Raw genomic sequence first — 18,328 nt, forward strand, 5'->3', positions numbered from 1 at the left:
GTTTATTTTTAATTATTAATAATGAAAATGCTTACTCTCTTCAATTAGCGGGTTGTTCTTAGCTAGCAATGGCGCTTTAGAAATAGCTGTAAATCCAACATAGATAAATAATCCGATGAAGAACATTAAGGCAGCGATTTCAGTAACACCAATAAACCAAGATGCACCAACTGTACCTGGACTGATCATAATATAGAAGTCTAAATAGTGACCTACAATAATACAAGTACCAGCCATAACAACGATCCAAGATAGACGTTTGAAGTCTGTGTTAAGCAATAATAATAAAGGCAACACAAAGTTCAATACTAACATTCCGAAGAATGGTAAGTTATACTCTTGAATTCTGAAGATAAAGTAAGTAACCTCTTCTGGAATATTTGAATACCACTGTAACATGAACTGTGAGAACCAAAGGTAAGTCCAGAAAATACTTAAACCAAACATAAATTTAGCTAAATCATGAATATGACTTGTATTCACAAACTCTAAATAGCCTTTCCCTTTTAGGTATAAGGTAGCAAAAGCGATTGTTGTAATACCCGTAACAAAGAAACTAGCAAATACATACCATCCAAATAAAGTACTATACCAGTGTGTATCTATAGACATAATCCAGTCCCAAGAAGCCATTGATTCAGTAACAATAAAGAAAGCTAAGAAACCAGCAGAAGCTTTGAACATTTTTTTATGAAAAGTCAAATCACCTGTAGCGTCTAATTTCAATGATTGTTTTCTCATATAGATTCTATACAAGTTCCAACCACCTAAGAAAATGACAGCTCTTATAAGGAAGAAAGGAATATTTAAATAGCCTGTTTTTGCTTGAATTAATGAATCGTGTTCAACGATAGCGGGATCCATCCAAATAAATAGATGATTACCTCCCATTGAACTAGCAACTAATAAAAGAAAGAAAATAATAGACCCTGGCAATAGGTAAGCCGTTAATCCTTCCATAACGCGGAAAAGAACGGGAGACCAACCTGCAGATGCGGCGTAATTAATTCCGTAAAAAGCTAAAATCCCAAGAGAAACAAGCATTACAAAAATACAAGCCACGTATACAGCTGTCCAAGGTTTATTTTGCATCTGTGTTAACACATGCTCTAAATGTTTTTGATGTGCATCGTGATCTGCTTCAGAAACAGAATCATGCCCACCCTGATGCTCTGCATCCTGATGTCCCCCACCATGGTGAGCTTGCTCATTCAAAATCTGCTCTATATCAGCAGTCGTCTTTGGTGCACTGAAGAACCCATACGCAATCCCTACTAATCCTAAAACCATCAGGACTAACGCAAAGGTTTTCAAATTTTTTGATAATGTGTACATATCTAAACTTTCAACTAAGTTTTACAATTTATTATTCTGATTTCAATTTAAGCACATAATCAGCTACTAACCAACGCTCGTGTTGCGTTAATTGATTCGCATGTGAACCCATTGAATTCAAACCATAAGTAATAACATGGTAGATTCCACCTTCTGTAAGTTCTCTATCATGATAGTTAGGAACCCCTAAGAATTTTTCTCTCTTCACCAAGTTTCCTTTTCCATCTCCTTTTGCACCGTGACAAACTGAACAGTAAATTGCATATAGCGCTTTACCTTTCTCCGACTCTCTCTCCTCTGCAGTTAAGGGTGATTTTGAATTTAGTTTTGCCTCGGCTAAACCTTCTGGAGTATTTGGATACTCCTCAGGTTGAAATCCACGAGGTACAGAACCTTCTGCAGGAAGTTGTCCTTCTTTACCATTTTTAAAAACAGTAGTAGGAACCTCAGAATATGTTTCGTATGCAACAGATTCGTACATATTTGGCATAAACTGATAGTTAGGACGCTCTTTATTAAAACAAGACGTAGTCAAAACAGCTACACCTGCTAAAGTTACTATTTTATATATCGATTTCATGCTACTATTACTTTTCAATTACTTTAACTTCTACTGCTCCTGTACCTTTGAAAAAGTCAATGGCAGTATCCTCGTCTCCTTTGAAAGCAACCTCCATTAAGAAATGGTCATCAGTTGTTCTAACATCTGGATTTTCTGCTTGTTTAAAGGGCCACAATTTACTTCTAAAGTAAAAAGTTAATACCATTAAGTGGGCAGAAAACAAAACAGTCATCTCAAACATAATAGGTACGAAAGCTGGCATATTTTGGATAAAACTAAAACTAGGTTTACCTCCAATATCTTGTGGCCAATCTGCAATCATGATAAAATACATCATGCTTGTTCCGAATGCTAAACCAATCAAACCATATAAAAAAGCACAAATAGCTAATCTCGTTGGTTTTAATCCCATCGCCTTATCTAGTCCGTGAACTGGGAAAGGCGTGTATATCTCTTCAATGTGATGGTGAGCAGATCTCGTTTCTCTAACTGCATCTAATAACACATCATCATCATTGTATATGGCGTGAATAAACTTATTACTCATAATGAATTAGTGATTTAATGATTGATGACCTTCTTTACTCTCTCTTTCTTTTTTATAGTATTCTCCTGATGATTTCAAGATAGTTTTCACCTCTGCTTGTGCAATTACAGGAAAACTTCTTGAATATAATAAAAATAATACAAAAAAGAAACCGATTGTTCCAATATAAATACCAGCATCAACAAAAGTTGGTTGGAACATCGTCCAAGATGATGGTAAGTAATCTCTGTGTAAGGAGGTAACGATAATTACAAAACGCTCAAACCACATTCCGATATTTACTATAATTGAAATAATAAACGACGCCATGATATTGGTTCTAATTTTCTTCACCCACATCACTTGTGGAGAAATTACGTTACACGTCATCATCAACCAGTACGCCCACCAGTAAGGACCTGAAGCACGGTTTAAGAAAGCGTATTGTTCATACTCTACACCAGAATACCAAGCCACCCATAACTCTGTGATATAAGCTACCCCAACAATAGAACCTGTAATCATAACTACGATATTCATCAATTCGATGTGTTGTACCGTAATATAATCTTCTAAGCTAGATACTTTTCTCATGATAATCAACAAGGTATTAACCATTGCAAATCCAGAGAAAATAGCTCCTGCTACGAAGTAAGGTGGTAAGATTGTTGTATGCCATCCAGGGATAACAGACGTTGCAAAGTCAAAAGATACAATCGTGTGTACAGAAAGTACAAGAGGCGTAGCTAAACCAGCTAATACTAATGATACTTCTTCGAAACGTTGCCAATCTTTTGCTCTACCTGACCAACCGAAAGATAAGATTGAATATACTCTTTTTGTAAAAGGTGTAATCGCTCTATCACGTAACATAGCGAAATCGGGCATTAAACCTGTCCACCAGAAAACCAATGATACAGATAAATACGTTGAAATCGCGAAAACGTCCCATAATAACGGTGAGTTAAAGTTTACCCATAATGAACCAAATTGGTTTGGAATAGGTAACACCCAGTACGCTAACCAAGGGCGTCCCATATGTATAATAGGGAATAAACCAGCCTGAACTACAGAGAAGATGGTCATCGCCTCTGCAGAACGGTTAATAGCCATTCTCCATTTTTGTCTGAATAATAATAATACAGCAGAAATTAATGTACCAGCGTGGCCGATACCAACCCACCAAACGAAATTGGTAATATCCCAAGCCCATCCAACAGTTTTATTTAATCCCCAAGTACCTATACCTGTACCTACAGTGTAAGCCATACAGCCTACACCCCATAGGAAAGCTAACAAAGCAATAGCGAATACTCTCCACCATAATTTATTTGCTCGTCCCTCAACAGGTCTAGCCACATCCACAGTTATATCGTGGTAAGACTTCTTACCGATAACTAAAGGTTTTCTAATGGGTGCTTCGTAATGTGACGACATAATCCTTTATATGTTTCTTTAATTAATACTTCTTTTTAAACTAGATATTTCTAACCTTAACATGATAGAATACATTTGGTTTTGTACCAATGTGCTCTAATAAATGGTATGATCTATCTGATTCAGCTAATTTAGTAATATCTGATTCTTTTTCATTAACATCTCCAAATACCATAGCTCCACTTGAACAAGCCGCCGAACAAGCCGTTTCGAATTCGTTTGCACGAACCGCTCTACCTTCATTTTTCGCTTTCAAGATTGTTGCTTGTGTCATTTGAATACACAATGAACATTTTTCCATTACCCCTCTTGAACGAACTACTACGTCTGGGTTTAATACCATACGTCCTAAATCGTCATTCATGTGATAATCGAACTCATTATTTTGAGAATATAAGAACCAGTTGAAACGTCTTACCTTATATGGACAGTTGTTTGCGCAATATCTAGTTCCAACACAACGGTTGTAAGCCATATGGTTTTGCCCTTGGCGTCCGTGTGATGTTGCAGCTACTGGACATACTGTTTCACAAGGTGCGTGATTACAGTGTTGACACATTACAGGTTGGAAAGCCACTTGTGGATTATCCGCAGGGTGCTCTAAATCTTTATAAGCATCATGTGCTTCTGTGAATCCTTTTGCTGTAACTTTTTTATCTACATCCGCAGCAAATGTATCTTCTGACGAATAGTATCTATCAATACGCAACCAGTGCATATCTCTACTTCTTCTAACTTCTGATTTACCAACTACAGGTACGTTATTTTCTGCGTGACAAGCAATAACACAAGCTCCACATCCCGTACAAGCATTTAAGTCAATCGATAAATTAAAGTGGTGACCTACTGTACGATCGAATGATTCCCAAATATCAATAGAAGAAGCTCTTACTTCCTGGTGGTCATACGAAACCATAGGGAAGATATTCCACTCTTCTGTATCTTTTGTATTGAAAATCTCTAAAGTAGTATCTTTAAGAATATCTCCTCTACTCATCAAGGTGTTTTGCAACTGAACACAAGCAAACTCATGGTTTCCTGTTCCTTTTGTTACACTTACTTGTTGAACATTTTCGAAGTTGTGATATAGCGTATACGCGTTAACCCCAACTTGCATATCTTCTTTTAAACTTGCTTTTCTTCCGTAACCGAAAGCTAAACCAACAGTACCTTGTGCTTGTCCTGGTTGGATTAAAGCAGGTACGTTTTCTAGTTTAACACCGTTTACTTCAACTGTAACATAGCTTCCGTCTAATCCACCATTAGCAACGTGGAAATTTACGATCCCCAAAGCTTCAGCATCAACACGTGAAACTGTTAAATAGTTATCCCAAGAAACACGTGAGATTGGATCTGGAAACTCTTGTAACCAAGGGTTATTAGCTTGTTGACCATCTCCCATTCCTGTTTTAGTATACAATACTAATTCAAGACCTTCTGCTTTTTTCGCTTTGCTTAAGGCCGAAACAGCAGAAGAGAAATCTGCATTCGCAGTCACTTTTGCATTTTCACCAACGATAGCAAAACCATCGTGAACCAATTGATTCCAAGTTAACCCAGAAACATAAGAAGCACTTGTGGTTTTTACATAGTCATAATACGCTGTATTATTACCATTCCACAACAATAAAGCGTCTTGGAACTGTCTTGTATCAAATAAAGGTCTGATTGTAGGTTGAGTTACAGAGTAATGACCTTGTTTAATCATTACGTCACCCCAAGCCTCTAAATAATGAGGGGTTGCTGCTACAATTGTAGCCTCTAAAGCCGTCTCATCTTCTTTTATAGAGAAACTAACTGAAGTTTTCACTTTCTTTAATCCTTCTACAAAAGCAGTACTATTTGCTAAAGTATATACTGGGTTAATTCCCGACATAATTAAGGTATGAACTTTACCTGCGTTCATTTCTTTAATTAACTCGGCAACTTTTGCAGTATTACCTTGTCTTACATATTTGGTTTGTTCTGGCAAGAAAGCCTCTGATTGTAGCGCTTCATTAATAGCCAAAACAACTAATTGAGCATTTACATCATCCAAACCTGTAATAACAACTCCTTTTGAACCTGCTGCTTTCACTTGTTTAGCTGCTTTTACAATCGCTTCGTCGTAAGCTGTATTGGCAGAAGAAACAGATCCTCCAACAATAGCATTATACAACTTTACTAAAGCTGCTTTTTGTTCTGCAACGGTTATTGGAATACGAACATCTGCATTTGCACCAGAAAGACTCATATTTGATTCAATCTGAATATGCTTAGACATTACGCCATTTTTAGGGATACGATTTTGACCATATGCTGAATCATAACCTCCACCTTGCCAATCTCCTAAGAAATCTGCACCTACAGAAACAATTACATTTGCTTTTCCAAAATCATAATCTGCTAATCCGCGTTTTCCGTACGCTTGCTCATATGCATCTGCAGCTGTAGAAGATGAAATCGCATCGTAAACTACGTGTTTAGCGTTTGGATTTGCTTCAATAAACGCGCCTATTATTTTATCTGTAGAAGGGCTAGCCATTGTATTAGTTAAAAGTACAACGCTTCCTCCTGTTGATTTTGCCTCTTGTAAACTTGCTCTTACTTTAGCATCTACTTCATCCCAAGAAACATTCTTTCCTTCAATTTTTGGTGCTTTTAATCGTAAGCTATCATACATCGAAAGTACCGATGCATGTACACGTGCATTTGCACCAGAATATGCATTTGCAAGTTTGTTATTATCAATTTTAATTGGACGACCCTCGCGAGTCTTAACCAAAACATTCACAAAATCAAATCCATCTGCAACCGTAGTAGCGTAGTAATCTGCAATACCAGGGATAATTTCCTCTGGTTGAACAACATAAGGTATTGATTTTATAACCGGTCCTTCACAAGCTGCTAAAGTCGCTGCAGCTGTTGAAAAACCAACATATTTCAAAAAGTCTCGACGAGTTGTTGAAGAAGAAGACAATTTGTTTTTGTCTCCTAGAAATTCATCTGTAGGAATTTCTTCAACAAACTCATTGTTTCTTAGCGTCTCAACAATAGAACTATTATCATTCAGCTCTTCAACACTTTTCCAGTATTTTTTGCTTGATGCCATTGTATATAAATATTAGCTTCTAATTCTTAAATAATTCTTAATAGTGACATTTACCACACTCAAGTCCTCCCATTTGAGCAACTGTCAATTTCTCTACGCCGTACTTGTTAGCAAGTTCTTCGTGGATTTTCGCATAGTAAGCATTGTCTTTCAACTTCACTTCTGTTTTTCTATGACAGTCGATACACCATCCCATTGTTAATGGAGAATGTTGTCTCATGATTTCCATTTCCTCAACTGGTCCGTGACAAGTTTGACATTCTAAACCAGCAACATTTACGTGTTGTGAGTGGTTGTAGTAAACGAAATCAGGTAAATTATGAATACGAACCCATTTAACAGGCTTCTCTTTACCTGTGTATTTTTGAGCGGCCGGATCCCATCCAACTGCATCATATAATTTATGAATTTCAGCGGTGTAAAATTCTGGCGTATATTTTCCATAATCTGTACCAGCATCACCTGTAAACTCACTAATGTTTTTATGACAGTTCATACAAACATTTAGAGAAGGAATCCCTGAAGTTTTACTTGATCTAGCTGATGAGTGACAGTATTTACAATCAATACCATTATCTCCTGCGTGGATTTTGTGAGAGAAGTGAATCGGCTGAACCGGTTCATATCCTTTATCCACTCCAATTTGCATCATAAAGCCAAAAGCGAAATACGAGCCAATTAGAATAAAGACAATAACTGAAGTAATTACTAAGAATTGATTTTTTACAAACGCTTTCCATACCGGAATCGTTTGACGAACTTCTTCTGTTAAACCGTTTGCTTCGACAACTTTGTTCAATACTTTCTTAACAAGTAAAAGCATAGTCACCAACAGTAACAATACTACAACTAACGCACCTAATACAATTACGTTAGAAACTGCATCGTCACTTTGCCCTTTAGCACCGGCATCTGTACCAGGAGCTGCTACGGCAGGAGCTGCTTTTTCTTCTGAAGCATACGCCAAGATATCATCTATATCCTGGTCAGATAAACCTGGAAAGTCATTCATCACAACTTTGTTCCACTCGTTAAACAATTTAACTGCACGAGCATCTCCAGATTTAATCAAAGATGAACTACTTTTAATCCACTTGTGTAGCCACTCTACATCTCCATCATGTCTTTCAACAACTCCACGAAGTGCAGGTCCAGTAGCAGCACCGTCCAACTTGTGACAAGCGGCACAGTTAGAATTAAACAATTCCTTACCTTTTGCTGCATCTTGAGCAAACGAAATTGTAGAAAACGATAGCATTAATGCTAAACAAAAGAATAAAATCTTTGAAAACGAATTATGGTTACCCACTTTTTTCATAGTTATAAATTGATTTTCAACTAAACTTGGTCTTTTTAATAACAATAAGAATCACTTATTATTCAATACACCTTATTTACAAACTCCGACAAAAATACAATTTATGCATAACTCTTAAAACCTTTAACGACCTTAATCTTTAATTTATACGCGTTCTAAATAAAGGGCTTCCGCGCTATTTTCAAGAATAGTTGTAAATTTGCTTTAAATACATTTCATTATGAGAATTTTAAGACTATTTCCGATCTTTTTTTGCTTGTTTTTTATTCATACAATAAGTCATGCTCAAGAGAAAAACAATTCAATACAAGAGCCTTTAGCGATAAAAAAACTAGTGGACGCTAAAAGGAGTTCAACTGCTTCAGGGTTAAATACGGATAAATACAATATTCAGATTTTTTACGGTAAAAACAACGACGCAAAGGAAGCTTTAAATCGCTTTAAAAGGCTTTATCCCGATATGGAAGCCACACTCATATATTCGAATCCTTCTTATAAAGTTTTGGCTGGAAATTTCAAAACGCGTTTGGATGCCGAAAGACAACTTCAACTGCTTAAAAAAGATTTCGACAATTCTCTTTTATTGAGACCTGGTAAATAAAAAAAATCCCGTTGCAGGTGCAACGGGATTTTTTTATTCTTATTTCGTATTACTTATAGACTATCCAACAATATTGATAATCTTTCCGGGTACTACAATTAATTTTTTAGGTTCACGTCCTTGTAATTGTGCTTTTGTTCTTTCATCTGCTAAAATCAATTGCTCGATTTCCTGCACACTCAAATCCAAAGGCAATTCAATTTTAAAGCGCATTTTTCCATTAAATGAAACGGGATATTCTTTTGAACTTTCAATTAAATACGCTGCATTAAACACAGGAAATGGCTGATCCGCAATTGTTTCCGTATAGCCAAGCATACTCCAAAGCTCTTCTGCAATATGCGGTGCATAAGGAGCTACCAAAATGGCTAATGGCTCTAAAATAGCACGGTGATTGCATTTTTGTTGACTCAACTCATTCACACAAATCATAAATTGAGAAACAGACGTATTAAATGAAAACCCTTCAATATCTTCTTGTACTTTCTTACTTGTTTTGTGCAGGGATTTATACATTTCTTGGGTAGGTTCTTCATCAACTACCACAATCGCAGTGTCATCTGCATACAATCTCCACAATTTTTTCAAGAAACCAGATACCCCTGAAATTCCAGCTGTATTCCACGGTTTAGCTTGTTCCAAAGGTCCTAAGAACATTTCGTACAAACGCAAGGTATCCGCTCCGTATTCTTTACAGATGTCATCTGGATTAACTACGTTATAATACGACTTAGACATTTTTTCAACTTCATGTCCAACAATATATTTTCCATTTGTATTACAAATAAAGGTAGCTGTAGCATAATCGGGTCTCCAAGCCTTGAATTCCTCCATGTCTAATTCAGAAGAGTTATTCACTAAACCGACATACGCATACAGTTGTTGTACCTTTTCATCTGTAATCATATCCTTTGAGATAAAGGTATTCGTTCCTTCAATTCGGTAAACAAAGGCAGAAGTTCCCAAAATCATTCCTTGGTTAATCAACTTTGCAAAAGGTTCCTCTGTTGGCGCTACGCCCCAATCTTTTAAAAACTTATTCCAAAAACGGCTGTACAAAAGGTGTCCGGTTGCGTGTTCGTTACCGCCAATATACAAATCGACATTTTGCCAGTAACTCAACGCTTCTTCAGAGGCAATGCATTCTTCATTCGTTGGATCCATATAACGCATCCAATACCACGAAGAACCCGCCCAACCAGGCATTGTATTTAATTCTAGTGGAAAAATGGTTTTTCCATCTATTAATTCAGTAGCCACTACTTTATTATTTATTGTATCCCAAGCCCACGTATGTGCATTTCCTAAAGGCGGTTGTCCATCTTCGGTAGGTAAATACTTTTCTACTTCTGGCAATAGAATTGGCAAATATGCCTTGTCAATCATTTGAGGTAAATCATTCACATAGTACACCGGAAATGGTTCTCCCCAATACCGTTGACGAGAAAATACTGCATCGCGCAAACGGTAATTCGTTTTTCCTTTTCCTTGTCCTAATTTTTCGATGGCTTCAATTGCTTTAGCAGAGGCGTCTTTGTAAGCTAATCCATTCAAGAAATCTGAATTTTCTAATACGAAACCTTCTTTTTCAGCAAAAGCCTCTTCGCTGATATCTTGATTAAAAATATTTTTAATAGCAATACCAAAGTGCTTCGCAAACGCATAATCACGCGTATCCCCTGCCGGAACAGCCATAACAGCCCCCGTTCCATAGCCTGCTAAAACGTAATCGCCAATCCATATTTCAACTGGTTCTTTCGTAAAAGGATGTTCGGCATAAGCGCCTGTAAAAACCCCAGATATTTTTTTCACATCAGCCATACGATCGCGTTCACTTCTTTTTGAAGTTGCCTCTATATAAGCTTCCACTGCACCCCATTTTTCTGGCGTGGTGATTTTTCTCACTAAATCGTGTTCGGGTGCTAAAGTCATAAAACTTACACCAAAAATCGTATCAGGGCGTGTCGTAAACACTTCAATTGTTTCTTCGCTGTCTTTTACTTTAAAAACAACAGAAGCCCCTACTGATTTTCCAATCCAATTTCGTTGACTTTCTTTTAGACTTTCTGTCCAGTCAATTGTATTTAATCCTTCTAACAATCTTTCAGCATAAGCAGAAATGCGCATGCTCCATTGTTTCATTTTTTTGCGAATAACAGGATGTCCTCCACGTTCAGATAAACCATCTTTGATTTCGTCATTCGCTAAAACGGTACCTAAAGCAGGACACCAGTTTACTTCTGTTTCCGCCAAATACGTTAAACGATACTGCAACAAGATGCTTTCTTTTTCCTCTTTGGAATACGCCTTCCATTGTTGTGCTGTGAAACTTGTTATTGAATCATCACAAACCGCATCTACCTTCGCATTTCCTTCTTTTTCAAATTGAGCGATTAACGTATCAATCGCTTCTGCTTTATCAGATACTTTATTATACCAAGCCTGAAACAATTGGGTAAAAATCCATTGGGTATGCTTGTAATAATCTGCATTGGAGGTGCGAATCTCCCGAGACCAATCAAATGAAAAACCAAGTTGATCTAATTGCTCTCTATAACGGGTAATATTTACTTCGGTGGTAATTGCAGGATGCTGCCCTGTTTGAATAGCATATTGTTCTGCAGGCAATCCAAAACTGTCATACCCTTGTGGATGTAACACATTGAAGCCTTTATGTCTTTTGTATCTAGCAAAGATATCTGATGCAATATAGCCCAGTGGATGCCCAACATGAAGTCCTGCTCCAGATGGATAAGGAAACATATCTAATACATAATACTTGGGTTTATCAGATTTATTTGAGGTTTTAAAAGTTTCATTTTCTTTCCAAAACTTTTGCCATTTTGCTTCAATTTCGCTTGGATTGTATTTCATAGTACAAATATCATTGATTACACATGTTCTTTCTCGATTCACTCGAAAAACAACGCCATCTTGACGCAAAATTAAACTATATTTATAAGAAAGAGAAAACTTTAATCTACTTCCTTCAAACAAAACCCTGGAAAATTTTTTTCTGAATATTCTTTGTACCTCTCGTCTATGCAATTACCAAATACCTCTTAAACCTCCCTTAAACGCTACTTATGTCTTGACTAAGTATACGCAAATTAAACCCCATATTACTTATTTGAAAATACCTTGAACTCACCGCACTAACGGCTCTGCAATACCTCAACAATTCCTCAACAATTCCTCAACACTACCTCAACCTTCCTTCAACAAACAACTGCTTACCCCTAGTATTCTCGGGATATTCTTGAAGAATTGTTGAAAGAATTCCCTGCAACACTTGTATTTACTGCTCGTAAAGGGGATTTAAGAAATTCATCCCCCCCTAAACAAATCCTACCCAAATAACACGATATCAAAAACTTAATTCCTTTTTAGGCTTAAAAAAGCAGTGCTTGTTTTCAGCTCTTTTTATCTAATTTTGACAACCGAAACTAAAGCGTTTTGACTAGACAAAGTCAGTGCATGATTTCCCTTTTATGACAAGGCTATCTCCTGCTACGACACCTGCTTCTGCTGGAACTTCTTGTCATGGCTCATGCCAAAAAAAGAGAAGTTACTTTTAATCTCCTCCTCTATTTTCAGACCGCACAATACCAATTTTTAGTTCCTTATCACTTTCACTAAGCCTTTAAAAGTACCAAAAGATGCTATAAATAGTCAGAAATAAACTATATTTATAACAATTAGAAAAGTTTAATCGTTATTATCATTAAAAAACGCTTTTGTTTTTTAATTTTACAGCTTTAAAAATTGCACTATGGCGTCTCCTTATGAAAAATACCAAAAGCGAAAACTGATTTCGTCTTATTTTTCAGTGATATTAAGTATTTTTTTGGTTCTCACTTTATTGGGTGCCTTGAGCTTATTTGTCATTAATTCAAAAAGAATATCGAATAACTTTCGAGAAAATATTCCGATTAATCTCTTTTTTGATGATACCGCCACGCAAAAAGAATTTGACGCATTTTCTAAAAAATTAAGTGAAGCGCCTTACGTTAAATCCTTTAATTTTGTATCCAAAGCAGAGGCTGCAGAAACTCAAAAAGAGGATTTAGGAGAAGATTTCCTTGAATTTTTAGGCTACAATCCGCTTCAAAACTCCTATGACGTTTATATACAAGGAGACTATGTGGTATCGGATAGTTTGGCTAAAATTGAGGCGGATTTTTTAAAAACGCCGAACCTAGCAGAAATAGCTTACGACAAACAATTGGTTGAATTAGTCAACGCTAATATCGCGCGTATTACCAATTGGGTTTTGATTATTGCGGCTGTTTTAACGGTTATATCGATGTTGTTGATTAATAGTTCTTTGCGCTTGTTGATTTTCTCAAGCCGTTTTACCATTAAAACCATGCAAATGGTTGGGGCAACTAAAAACTTTATTCGCCGTCCTTTTATTTGGCACAGCATGCGCTTGGGTATAATTGGTTCTGTATTGGCCATCCTTGCCTTGTGTTCGCTTACCTTTTATCTCGATAAAAAATTCCCCGATCTAGAACTTTCTCCAACAGAAAATTACATGCCTTTAGTTATCGTTGGCTTAGGTCTTTTACTAGCTGGGATTATCATTACAACGATTAGTACATATTTCGCAACACAGCGATTCTTAAACTTAAAATCAGACGAACTCTATTAAATATGAAAAACGATAACAAGCCTTCAACCTTTTTGTTCTCCAAACAAAATTACACCCTTTTACTCGTAAGTTTTGCAATCATAGCCTTGAGTTTTATTCTAATGGCGGGTGCTTCGAATGATGATCCTACACAATTTAACGAAGCGATTTACAGCTTTAGAAGAATTCATTTAGCTCCAGCCGTTTTCTTTATTGGAATAGGTGTAGCGGTTTATTCAATTTTCAAAAAAGACAAAAAACAATCATAATAAACTAATTTTTCATGGATTTAATACAAGCCATCCTTCTTGCAATTGTAGAGGGACTTACTGAATATTTACCTGTTTCATCCACCGCACACATGGTGTTTTTAAGCTCTTATTACGGGATTCAGGAAGATGATTTTGTAAAACTATTTCAAACGGCAATTCAATTTGGAGCCATTCTAGCTGTTGTTGCTTTATATTGGCGTAAGTTTTTTGATTTCAGTCGTATTTCATTCTATAAAAAACTGGTTTTTGCTGTTCTGCCTGCTTTAGTATTAGGCAAACTATTAGACGATAAAATTGACGCTGTTTTAGGTCAAACGATATACATTGCAATCATGCTAATCATTGGTGGATTTGTCTTAATTTTTATTGACAAATACTTCAAGAATCCCAAAACAACCCGAGAGGAAGATATTACCGTCAAACAAGCGGTTTCTATTGGTTTTTGGCAATGTTTAGCGATGATGCCTGGGACGAGTCGTTCTGCTGCCTCCATCATTGGGGGAATGCAACAAGGCTTATCTCGTCAGGTAGCGGCTGAATTTTCTTTCTTTTTAGCTGTTCCTACTATGGCTGCGGTAACGGTTTATTCGATTGTATTTAAAAAATATGAATCCGGAAAAATGGGTTACGAATTGCTTTTTGACAATACGGAAAATCTAAAATTATTCCTTTTAGGGAATGTATTGGCTTTTATTGTTTCTATCGTAGCGATTAAATTTTTCATTGGCATTATCAAAAAATATGGATTTAAACCTTGGGGATACTACCGCATTATAGCTGGAGTTCTCTTACTTGTTTATTTCGGATACTTAAAAAACTAAACATGCAATTTTCAGCAGAAGCTTTTCAAGAAGGTCAAGTCTTACTCATTGACAAACCCTTACATTGGTCTTCCTTCCAAGCCGTTAACAAGATTAAATGGCTGTTAAAAAAGGAATATGGACTCAAAAAAATAAAGGTTGGACACGCGGGAACGTTAGATCCATTGGCTACAGGTTTGTTGCTGATTTGTACGGGAAAAGCGACAAAAACAATTTCTGAACTACAGGGTCAAGAAAAGGAATATACGGGTACTTTTTGTCTTGGAGCGACAACCCCTTCTTATGATCTAGAAACAGAAATTAACCAGACTTTCCCTATTGATCATATCACGGAAGAAATGATGGAGCAAACTAAACTTAGTTTTATAGGTACAATTGAACAGCGTCCTCCTATTTTCTCTGCACTAAAGAAAGACGGAAAACGCTTGTATGAACACGCGAGAAAAGGGGAAGAAGTGGAAATAAATACGCGTCCAATCACCATTTCTGCCTTTGAATTAACGCGTATTGCACTACCTGAAATTGATTTTAGAGTTGCTTGTTCCAAAGGAACGTATATTCGCTCTCTAGCATTTGATTTTGGTATAAAACTCAACAGCGGTTCGCATTTAACGGCCTTACGCCGTACTAAAATCGGGGCGTATGATGTGGCAAATGCTTTTAGTATGGAGGCTTTTGAAGAGGCAGTTTTAAAGAGTTTATAAGTAATCATAACGGTTCGTTTATATTCTTTATCAAGAAAATAAACAAACCGTTGATTTTAATGTTCAAAACTATGATTGCCCTACACTACTTATTTTCCTTAAGATTCTGAACATAATTCTCTTTTATTCGCTTCAATATAGCGCTTCAAGTCAGCAATATTCATTTGTTTAGTAGCTACTTGTTTGAATCTTAAAGATCCATCTTCCTCAGGAAAAACTACAATTAACCTCCCTCTTGTAAGGTCAAAATGTTTCATATTAACTATTGCTAAATCTTTTTCTCCTTAATTTTCGTGAACTGCAATCCACTTCACCTTTCTTTCTTCATCAATATCAATCGAGCTTTGAGCAAGGTAAACAGGATGATTTCTCGACGAAACCATAGTAGATCCAGATGAATTCCAATCGGAATGAACAAGAATCGTGAAATAGATTAATTCTTCATCTGCGTTATTTGCCTCTTCAAAAAAAGAAGTATTGTAATCCCCTTGATACACAAAAACACTCTGCATAATAAACTTTGAATGGCACAATTCTAAATTTTCTTCTGTGCTTCCATTTCCTTCCGAATCATATTCAGCTACAGGAAAAACACCAAAACCTAAAGGCAATTCATTAAGTTCTTCCTTCTTTACTAATTCCAAATCACTTTAAAATTGTTTCCAATTCATTACTTTACTTGGTTCGACTTTTATCTTATCATTTTTCTCGCTTCTGTTAATACAAGACAAGAAGCAGTCACTAAAACCAACAGTTAAAAAACCAATATATTTTTATTTTTTTCATATTTTAAATGGCGTTTTTTGGAGCATTACCAAATTTAAAACCAGATTTTATTTAAAGTTGATAAAAAACTTGACAGCTTAACCTTTTTTACTCCGTCATGCAAGCTATAAAAAAGGAAGTAAGCCTTAAAGACCTACTTCCTTATCCCTTAAAAACAAGAAGCTATCCTTTGCAGGATAGCCTCTTGTTCATCGTATTAGCAATTATTCATTTAAAATTACGTCCTCAAGCCTTGTGAGCTCTTCGGGTGTAAACATACGATACTGTATCACAAAGGTTTTCTGCTTGGGTATTTCTAGCGAAAATCCGCCTGTACCAAAACCATCTGCTACATCTAAAGTAAAATGCGCGTGTTTCCAATACTCAAATAAATCGCGATCGACCCAAAAGTCAAAGCCACAAACCTCTCCAATTTTCACATCTCGGCGTCTTAAGTAATACCCCCCTTTTACAAAACACATGGGTTGTGTACCTTCACAGCACCCTCCAGATTGATAAAACATCAAGTCTCCATGTTCGGCTTGTAGTTCCAGGATTAAAGCCTTGGCTTTATCCGTTACCTCAATACGGCTAACTTTCGACATCTGATTTAGTTTTTTAAAAGAATCCTAGTTTATTCTTGTTGTAAGAAATCAACATATTCTTAGTTTGACGATAATGACCTAACATCATCTTGTGATTTTCACGTCCAATACCTGATAGTTTATAGCCTCCAAATGGTGCACCTGCAGGGTAATTGTGGTAGTTGTTTACCCAGACACGTCCTGCTTTAATAGCGCGCGGGATTTGATACAATTGATGTGCATCACGCGTCCAAACGCCCGCTCCTAAACCATAGAGTGTATCGTTGGCTATTTCAATAGCTTCTTTTTCATCTTTAAAGGTTGTCACCGCCAAAACGGGTCCAAAGATCTCTTCTTGGAAGATACGCATCTTATTATGTCCTTTAAACAGGGTTGGTTGGATATAATATCCCGTTTCTAAATCGCCACCTAAGTGATTCACTTCACCGCCTACTAAAACTTCAGCACCTTCTTCTTTCCCTAGTTTTAAATACGCGCTAATCTTATCTTGTTGCATTTTAGAAGCCTGTGCTCCCATCATAGTTGTTGGGTCCAGTGGATTTCCTACTTTAATTGCTTTTACACGTTCGATAACACGTGCAATAAATTTGTCATAAATACTCTCTTGAATCAACAAACGAGAAGGACAGGTACAAATTTCTCCTTGATTGAACGCAAATAAAACAGCCCCTTCGATTGCTTTATCTAAATATTCATCGTCGTGATCCATGATAGATTCAAAGAAAATATTGGGTGATTTCCCACCTAGTTCTAGCGTTACAGGAATAATATTTTCTGTGGCATATTGCATGACTAATCTTCCTGTTGCTGTTGACCCTGTAAAGGCAGCTTTGTTGATTTTGGGATTCGTCACTAATTTCTGTCCTAATTCAGAACCAAATCCATTGACAATATTAATTACACCCGCAGGAATTAAATCGCCAATCAATTCCATCAGAACCATAATTGAAATAGGCGTACTCTCGGCTGGTTTTAAAACCACACAGTTTCCTGCTGCTAAGGCAGGTGCTAATTTCCAAACTGCCATTAAAATAGGGAAGTTCCAAGGAATAATTTGCGCAACAATACCAATGGGTTCATGAATAATCAGAGAAACTGTATGTTCGTCTAATTCAACAGCCGATCCTTCTTCTGCGCGAATAACACCTGCAAAATATCTAAAGTGATCAATGGCTAGGGGAATATCCGCATTTAGCGTTTCACGGATTGCTTTTCCATTATCTACCGTTTCTACTTGAGCAATGTATGCTAGATTTTGCTCCATGCGTTCTGCTATGCGAAATAAGATATTACTGCGCTCTGTAGCGGAAGTTTTACTCCATGTTTCAAAAGCCTTTTCTGCAGCATCAATAGCCAGAATCAAATCCTCTTCAGTAGAATGACCTGCTTTTGTAAATGCCTTACCCGTAATTGGCGTAATTGAATCTAAGTACTTTCCTTTTACTGGATCAACAAATTGTCCACCAATATAATTACCGTATTTTTCTTTAAAGTTTGGAAATTGAATGTTGTTTGTCATACGTATTTCGTTTTTTTTAATGGTTAATTCTCCTAATATACAATTAATTATGTTTCAAGACAAAGCCGTTTAAATCATTACACAAATATTTAACACATCAGATAAAAGCTACTATTTCATTTGAATTACAAAGCTTTTA

At 36.5% G+C, this 18,328-nt stretch carries 16 protein-coding genes; 5 read left to right on the top strand and 11 right to left on the bottom strand.

Annotated features, from left to right (window positions below; translation table 11 throughout):
- Positions 1–15 precede the first annotated feature (15 nt).
- The 6 genes from ACMHJ2_RS03120 to ACMHJ2_RS03145 are packed head-to-tail and all read right to left on the bottom strand — an operon-like array spanning position 16 to position 8,269.
- Positions 16–1,335 (bottom strand): quinol:cytochrome C oxidoreductase, encoded by a 1,320-nt coding sequence (locus tag ACMHJ2_RS03120; protein WP_413511499.1) that lies wholly within the window; start codon positions 1,333–1,335, stop codon positions 16–18.
- 31 nt (positions 1,336–1,366) lie between these two features.
- Positions 1,367–1,915 carry a c-type cytochrome gene (locus ACMHJ2_RS03125; RefSeq protein WP_413511500.1) on the bottom strand — a complete coding sequence of 183 codons (549 nt, stop codon included), beginning with the start codon at positions 1,913–1,915 and terminating at the stop codon, positions 1,367–1,369.
- A 7-nt stretch (positions 1,916–1,922) separates the two neighbouring features.
- Positions 1,923–2,444, bottom strand: coding sequence for a DUF3341 domain-containing protein (locus ACMHJ2_RS03130; protein WP_413511501.1), 522 nt, complete (start codon positions 2,442–2,444; stop codon positions 1,923–1,925).
- Between the two features lie 6 nt (positions 2,445–2,450).
- Entirely contained in the window at positions 2,451–3,860 is a 1,410-nt protein-coding gene (gene nrfD / locus ACMHJ2_RS03135) for an NrfD/PsrC family molybdoenzyme membrane anchor subunit (RefSeq protein ID WP_413511502.1), read from the bottom strand.
- Between the two features lie 40 nt (positions 3,861–3,900).
- Positions 3,901–6,951, bottom strand: a complete 3,051-nt coding sequence (locus ACMHJ2_RS03140) for a TAT-variant-translocated molybdopterin oxidoreductase (protein ID WP_413511503.1) — start codon at positions 6,949–6,951, stop codon at positions 3,901–3,903.
- Between the two features lie 37 nt (positions 6,952–6,988).
- Positions 6,989–8,269, bottom strand: coding sequence for a c-type cytochrome (locus tag ACMHJ2_RS03145; protein ID WP_413511504.1), 1,281 nt, complete (start codon positions 8,267–8,269; stop codon positions 6,989–6,991).
- A gap of 220 nt (positions 8,270–8,489) precedes the next feature.
- Between ACMHJ2_RS03145 and ACMHJ2_RS03150 the strand changes: the two genes are divergently transcribed.
- Positions 8,490–8,870 (top strand): SPOR domain-containing protein, encoded by a 381-nt coding sequence (locus ACMHJ2_RS03150; RefSeq protein WP_413511505.1) that lies wholly within the window; start codon positions 8,490–8,492, stop codon positions 8,868–8,870.
- 60 nt (positions 8,871–8,930) lie between these two features.
- Here the strand turns inward: ACMHJ2_RS03150 and leuS are convergent, their stop codons facing one another.
- Positions 8,931–11,744, bottom strand: coding sequence for a leucine--tRNA ligase (gene leuS / locus ACMHJ2_RS03155; protein ID WP_413511506.1), 2,814 nt, complete (start codon positions 11,742–11,744; stop codon positions 8,931–8,933).
- Positions 11,745–12,642: 898 nt separating this feature from the next.
- Between leuS and ACMHJ2_RS03160 the strand changes: the two genes are divergently transcribed.
- The 4 genes from ACMHJ2_RS03160 to truB are packed head-to-tail and all read left to right on the top strand — an operon-like array spanning position 12,643 to position 15,300.
- Entirely contained in the window at positions 12,643–13,524 is an 882-nt protein-coding gene (locus tag ACMHJ2_RS03160) for a cell division protein FtsX (protein WP_413511507.1), read from the top strand.
- A 2-nt stretch (positions 13,525–13,526) separates the two neighbouring features.
- Complete coding sequence (locus ACMHJ2_RS03165; RefSeq protein WP_413511508.1) at positions 13,527–13,772, top strand: DUF3098 domain-containing protein; 246 nt, start codon at positions 13,527–13,529, stop codon at positions 13,770–13,772.
- Positions 13,773–13,786: 14 nt separating this feature from the next.
- Positions 13,787–14,596 (top strand): undecaprenyl-diphosphate phosphatase, encoded by an 810-nt coding sequence (locus ACMHJ2_RS03170; protein ID WP_413511509.1) that lies wholly within the window; start codon positions 13,787–13,789, stop codon positions 14,594–14,596.
- A gap of 2 nt (positions 14,597–14,598) precedes the next feature.
- Entirely contained in the window at positions 14,599–15,300 is a 702-nt protein-coding gene (gene truB / locus ACMHJ2_RS03175) for a tRNA pseudouridine(55) synthase TruB (RefSeq protein ID WP_413511510.1), read from the top strand.
- Between the two features lie 98 nt (positions 15,301–15,398).
- Here the strand turns inward: truB and ACMHJ2_RS03180 are convergent, their stop codons facing one another.
- The 4 genes from ACMHJ2_RS03180 to ACMHJ2_RS03195 form a co-directional block, all read right to left on the bottom strand.
- Entirely contained in the window at positions 15,399–15,557 is a 159-nt protein-coding gene (locus ACMHJ2_RS03180) for a hypothetical protein (RefSeq protein WP_413511511.1), read from the bottom strand.
- A gap of 27 nt (positions 15,558–15,584) precedes the next feature.
- A complete protein-coding gene (locus tag ACMHJ2_RS03185) occupies positions 15,585–15,944 on the bottom strand; it encodes a hypothetical protein (protein ID WP_413511512.1) in 360 nt (119 codons plus the stop codon).
- Positions 15,945–16,289: 345 nt separating this feature from the next.
- On the bottom strand, positions 16,290–16,670 hold the full coding sequence (locus ACMHJ2_RS03190) for a DUF779 domain-containing protein (protein WP_413511513.1): 381 nt from the start codon (positions 16,668–16,670) through the stop codon (positions 16,290–16,292).
- A 13-nt stretch (positions 16,671–16,683) separates the two neighbouring features.
- Positions 16,684–18,189, bottom strand: coding sequence for an aldehyde dehydrogenase family protein (locus ACMHJ2_RS03195; protein WP_413511514.1), 1,506 nt, complete (start codon positions 18,187–18,189; stop codon positions 16,684–16,686).
- Positions 18,190–18,328 lie beyond the last annotated feature (139 nt).

The organism is Myroides odoratus, from assembly GCF_965118575.1.
Taxonomy (GTDB): Bacteria; Bacteroidota; Bacteroidia; order Flavobacteriales; family Flavobacteriaceae; genus Flavobacterium; species Flavobacterium odoratum_B.

Excerpts from the sequence above, each read along its gene's own strand:
- ACMHJ2_RS03120 (WP_413511499.1), bottom strand. The coding sequence starts at position 1,335 with ATGTACACATTATCAAAAAATTTGAAAACCTTTGCGTTAGTCCTGATG.
- ACMHJ2_RS03125 (WP_413511500.1), bottom strand. The coding sequence starts at position 1,915 with ATGAAATCGATATATAAAATAGTAACTTTAGCAGGTGTAGCTGTTTTG.
- ACMHJ2_RS03130 (WP_413511501.1), bottom strand. The coding sequence starts at position 2,444 with ATGAGTAATAAGTTTATTCACGCCATATACAATGATGATGATGTGTTA.
- nrfD (WP_413511502.1), bottom strand. The coding sequence starts at position 3,860 with ATGTCGTCACATTACGAAGCACCCATTAGAAAACCTTTAGTTATCGGT.
- ACMHJ2_RS03140 (WP_413511503.1), bottom strand. The coding sequence starts at position 6,951 with ATGGCATCAAGCAAAAAATACTGGAAAAGTGTTGAAGAGCTGAATGAT.
- ACMHJ2_RS03145 (WP_413511504.1), bottom strand. The coding sequence starts at position 8,269 with ATGAAAAAAGTGGGTAACCATAATTCGTTTTCAAAGATTTTATTCTTT.
- ACMHJ2_RS03150 (WP_413511505.1), top strand. The coding sequence starts at position 8,490 with ATGAGAATTTTAAGACTATTTCCGATCTTTTTTTGCTTGTTTTTTATT.
- leuS (WP_413511506.1), bottom strand. The coding sequence starts at position 11,744 with ATGAAATACAATCCAAGCGAAATTGAAGCAAAATGGCAAAAGTTTTGG.
- ACMHJ2_RS03160 (WP_413511507.1), top strand. The coding sequence starts at position 12,643 with ATGGCGTCTCCTTATGAAAAATACCAAAAGCGAAAACTGATTTCGTCT.
- ACMHJ2_RS03165 (WP_413511508.1), top strand. The coding sequence starts at position 13,527 with ATGAAAAACGATAACAAGCCTTCAACCTTTTTGTTCTCCAAACAAAAT.
- ACMHJ2_RS03170 (WP_413511509.1), top strand. The coding sequence starts at position 13,787 with ATGGATTTAATACAAGCCATCCTTCTTGCAATTGTAGAGGGACTTACT.
- truB (WP_413511510.1), top strand. The coding sequence starts at position 14,599 with ATGCAATTTTCAGCAGAAGCTTTTCAAGAAGGTCAAGTCTTACTCATT.
- ACMHJ2_RS03180 (WP_413511511.1), bottom strand. The coding sequence starts at position 15,557 with ATGAAACATTTTGACCTTACAAGAGGGAGGTTAATTGTAGTTTTTCCT.
- ACMHJ2_RS03190 (WP_413511513.1), bottom strand. The coding sequence starts at position 16,670 with ATGTCGAAAGTTAGCCGTATTGAGGTAACGGATAAAGCCAAGGCTTTA.
- ACMHJ2_RS03195 (WP_413511514.1), bottom strand. The coding sequence starts at position 18,189 with ATGACAAACAACATTCAATTTCCAAACTTTAAAGAAAAATACGGTAAT.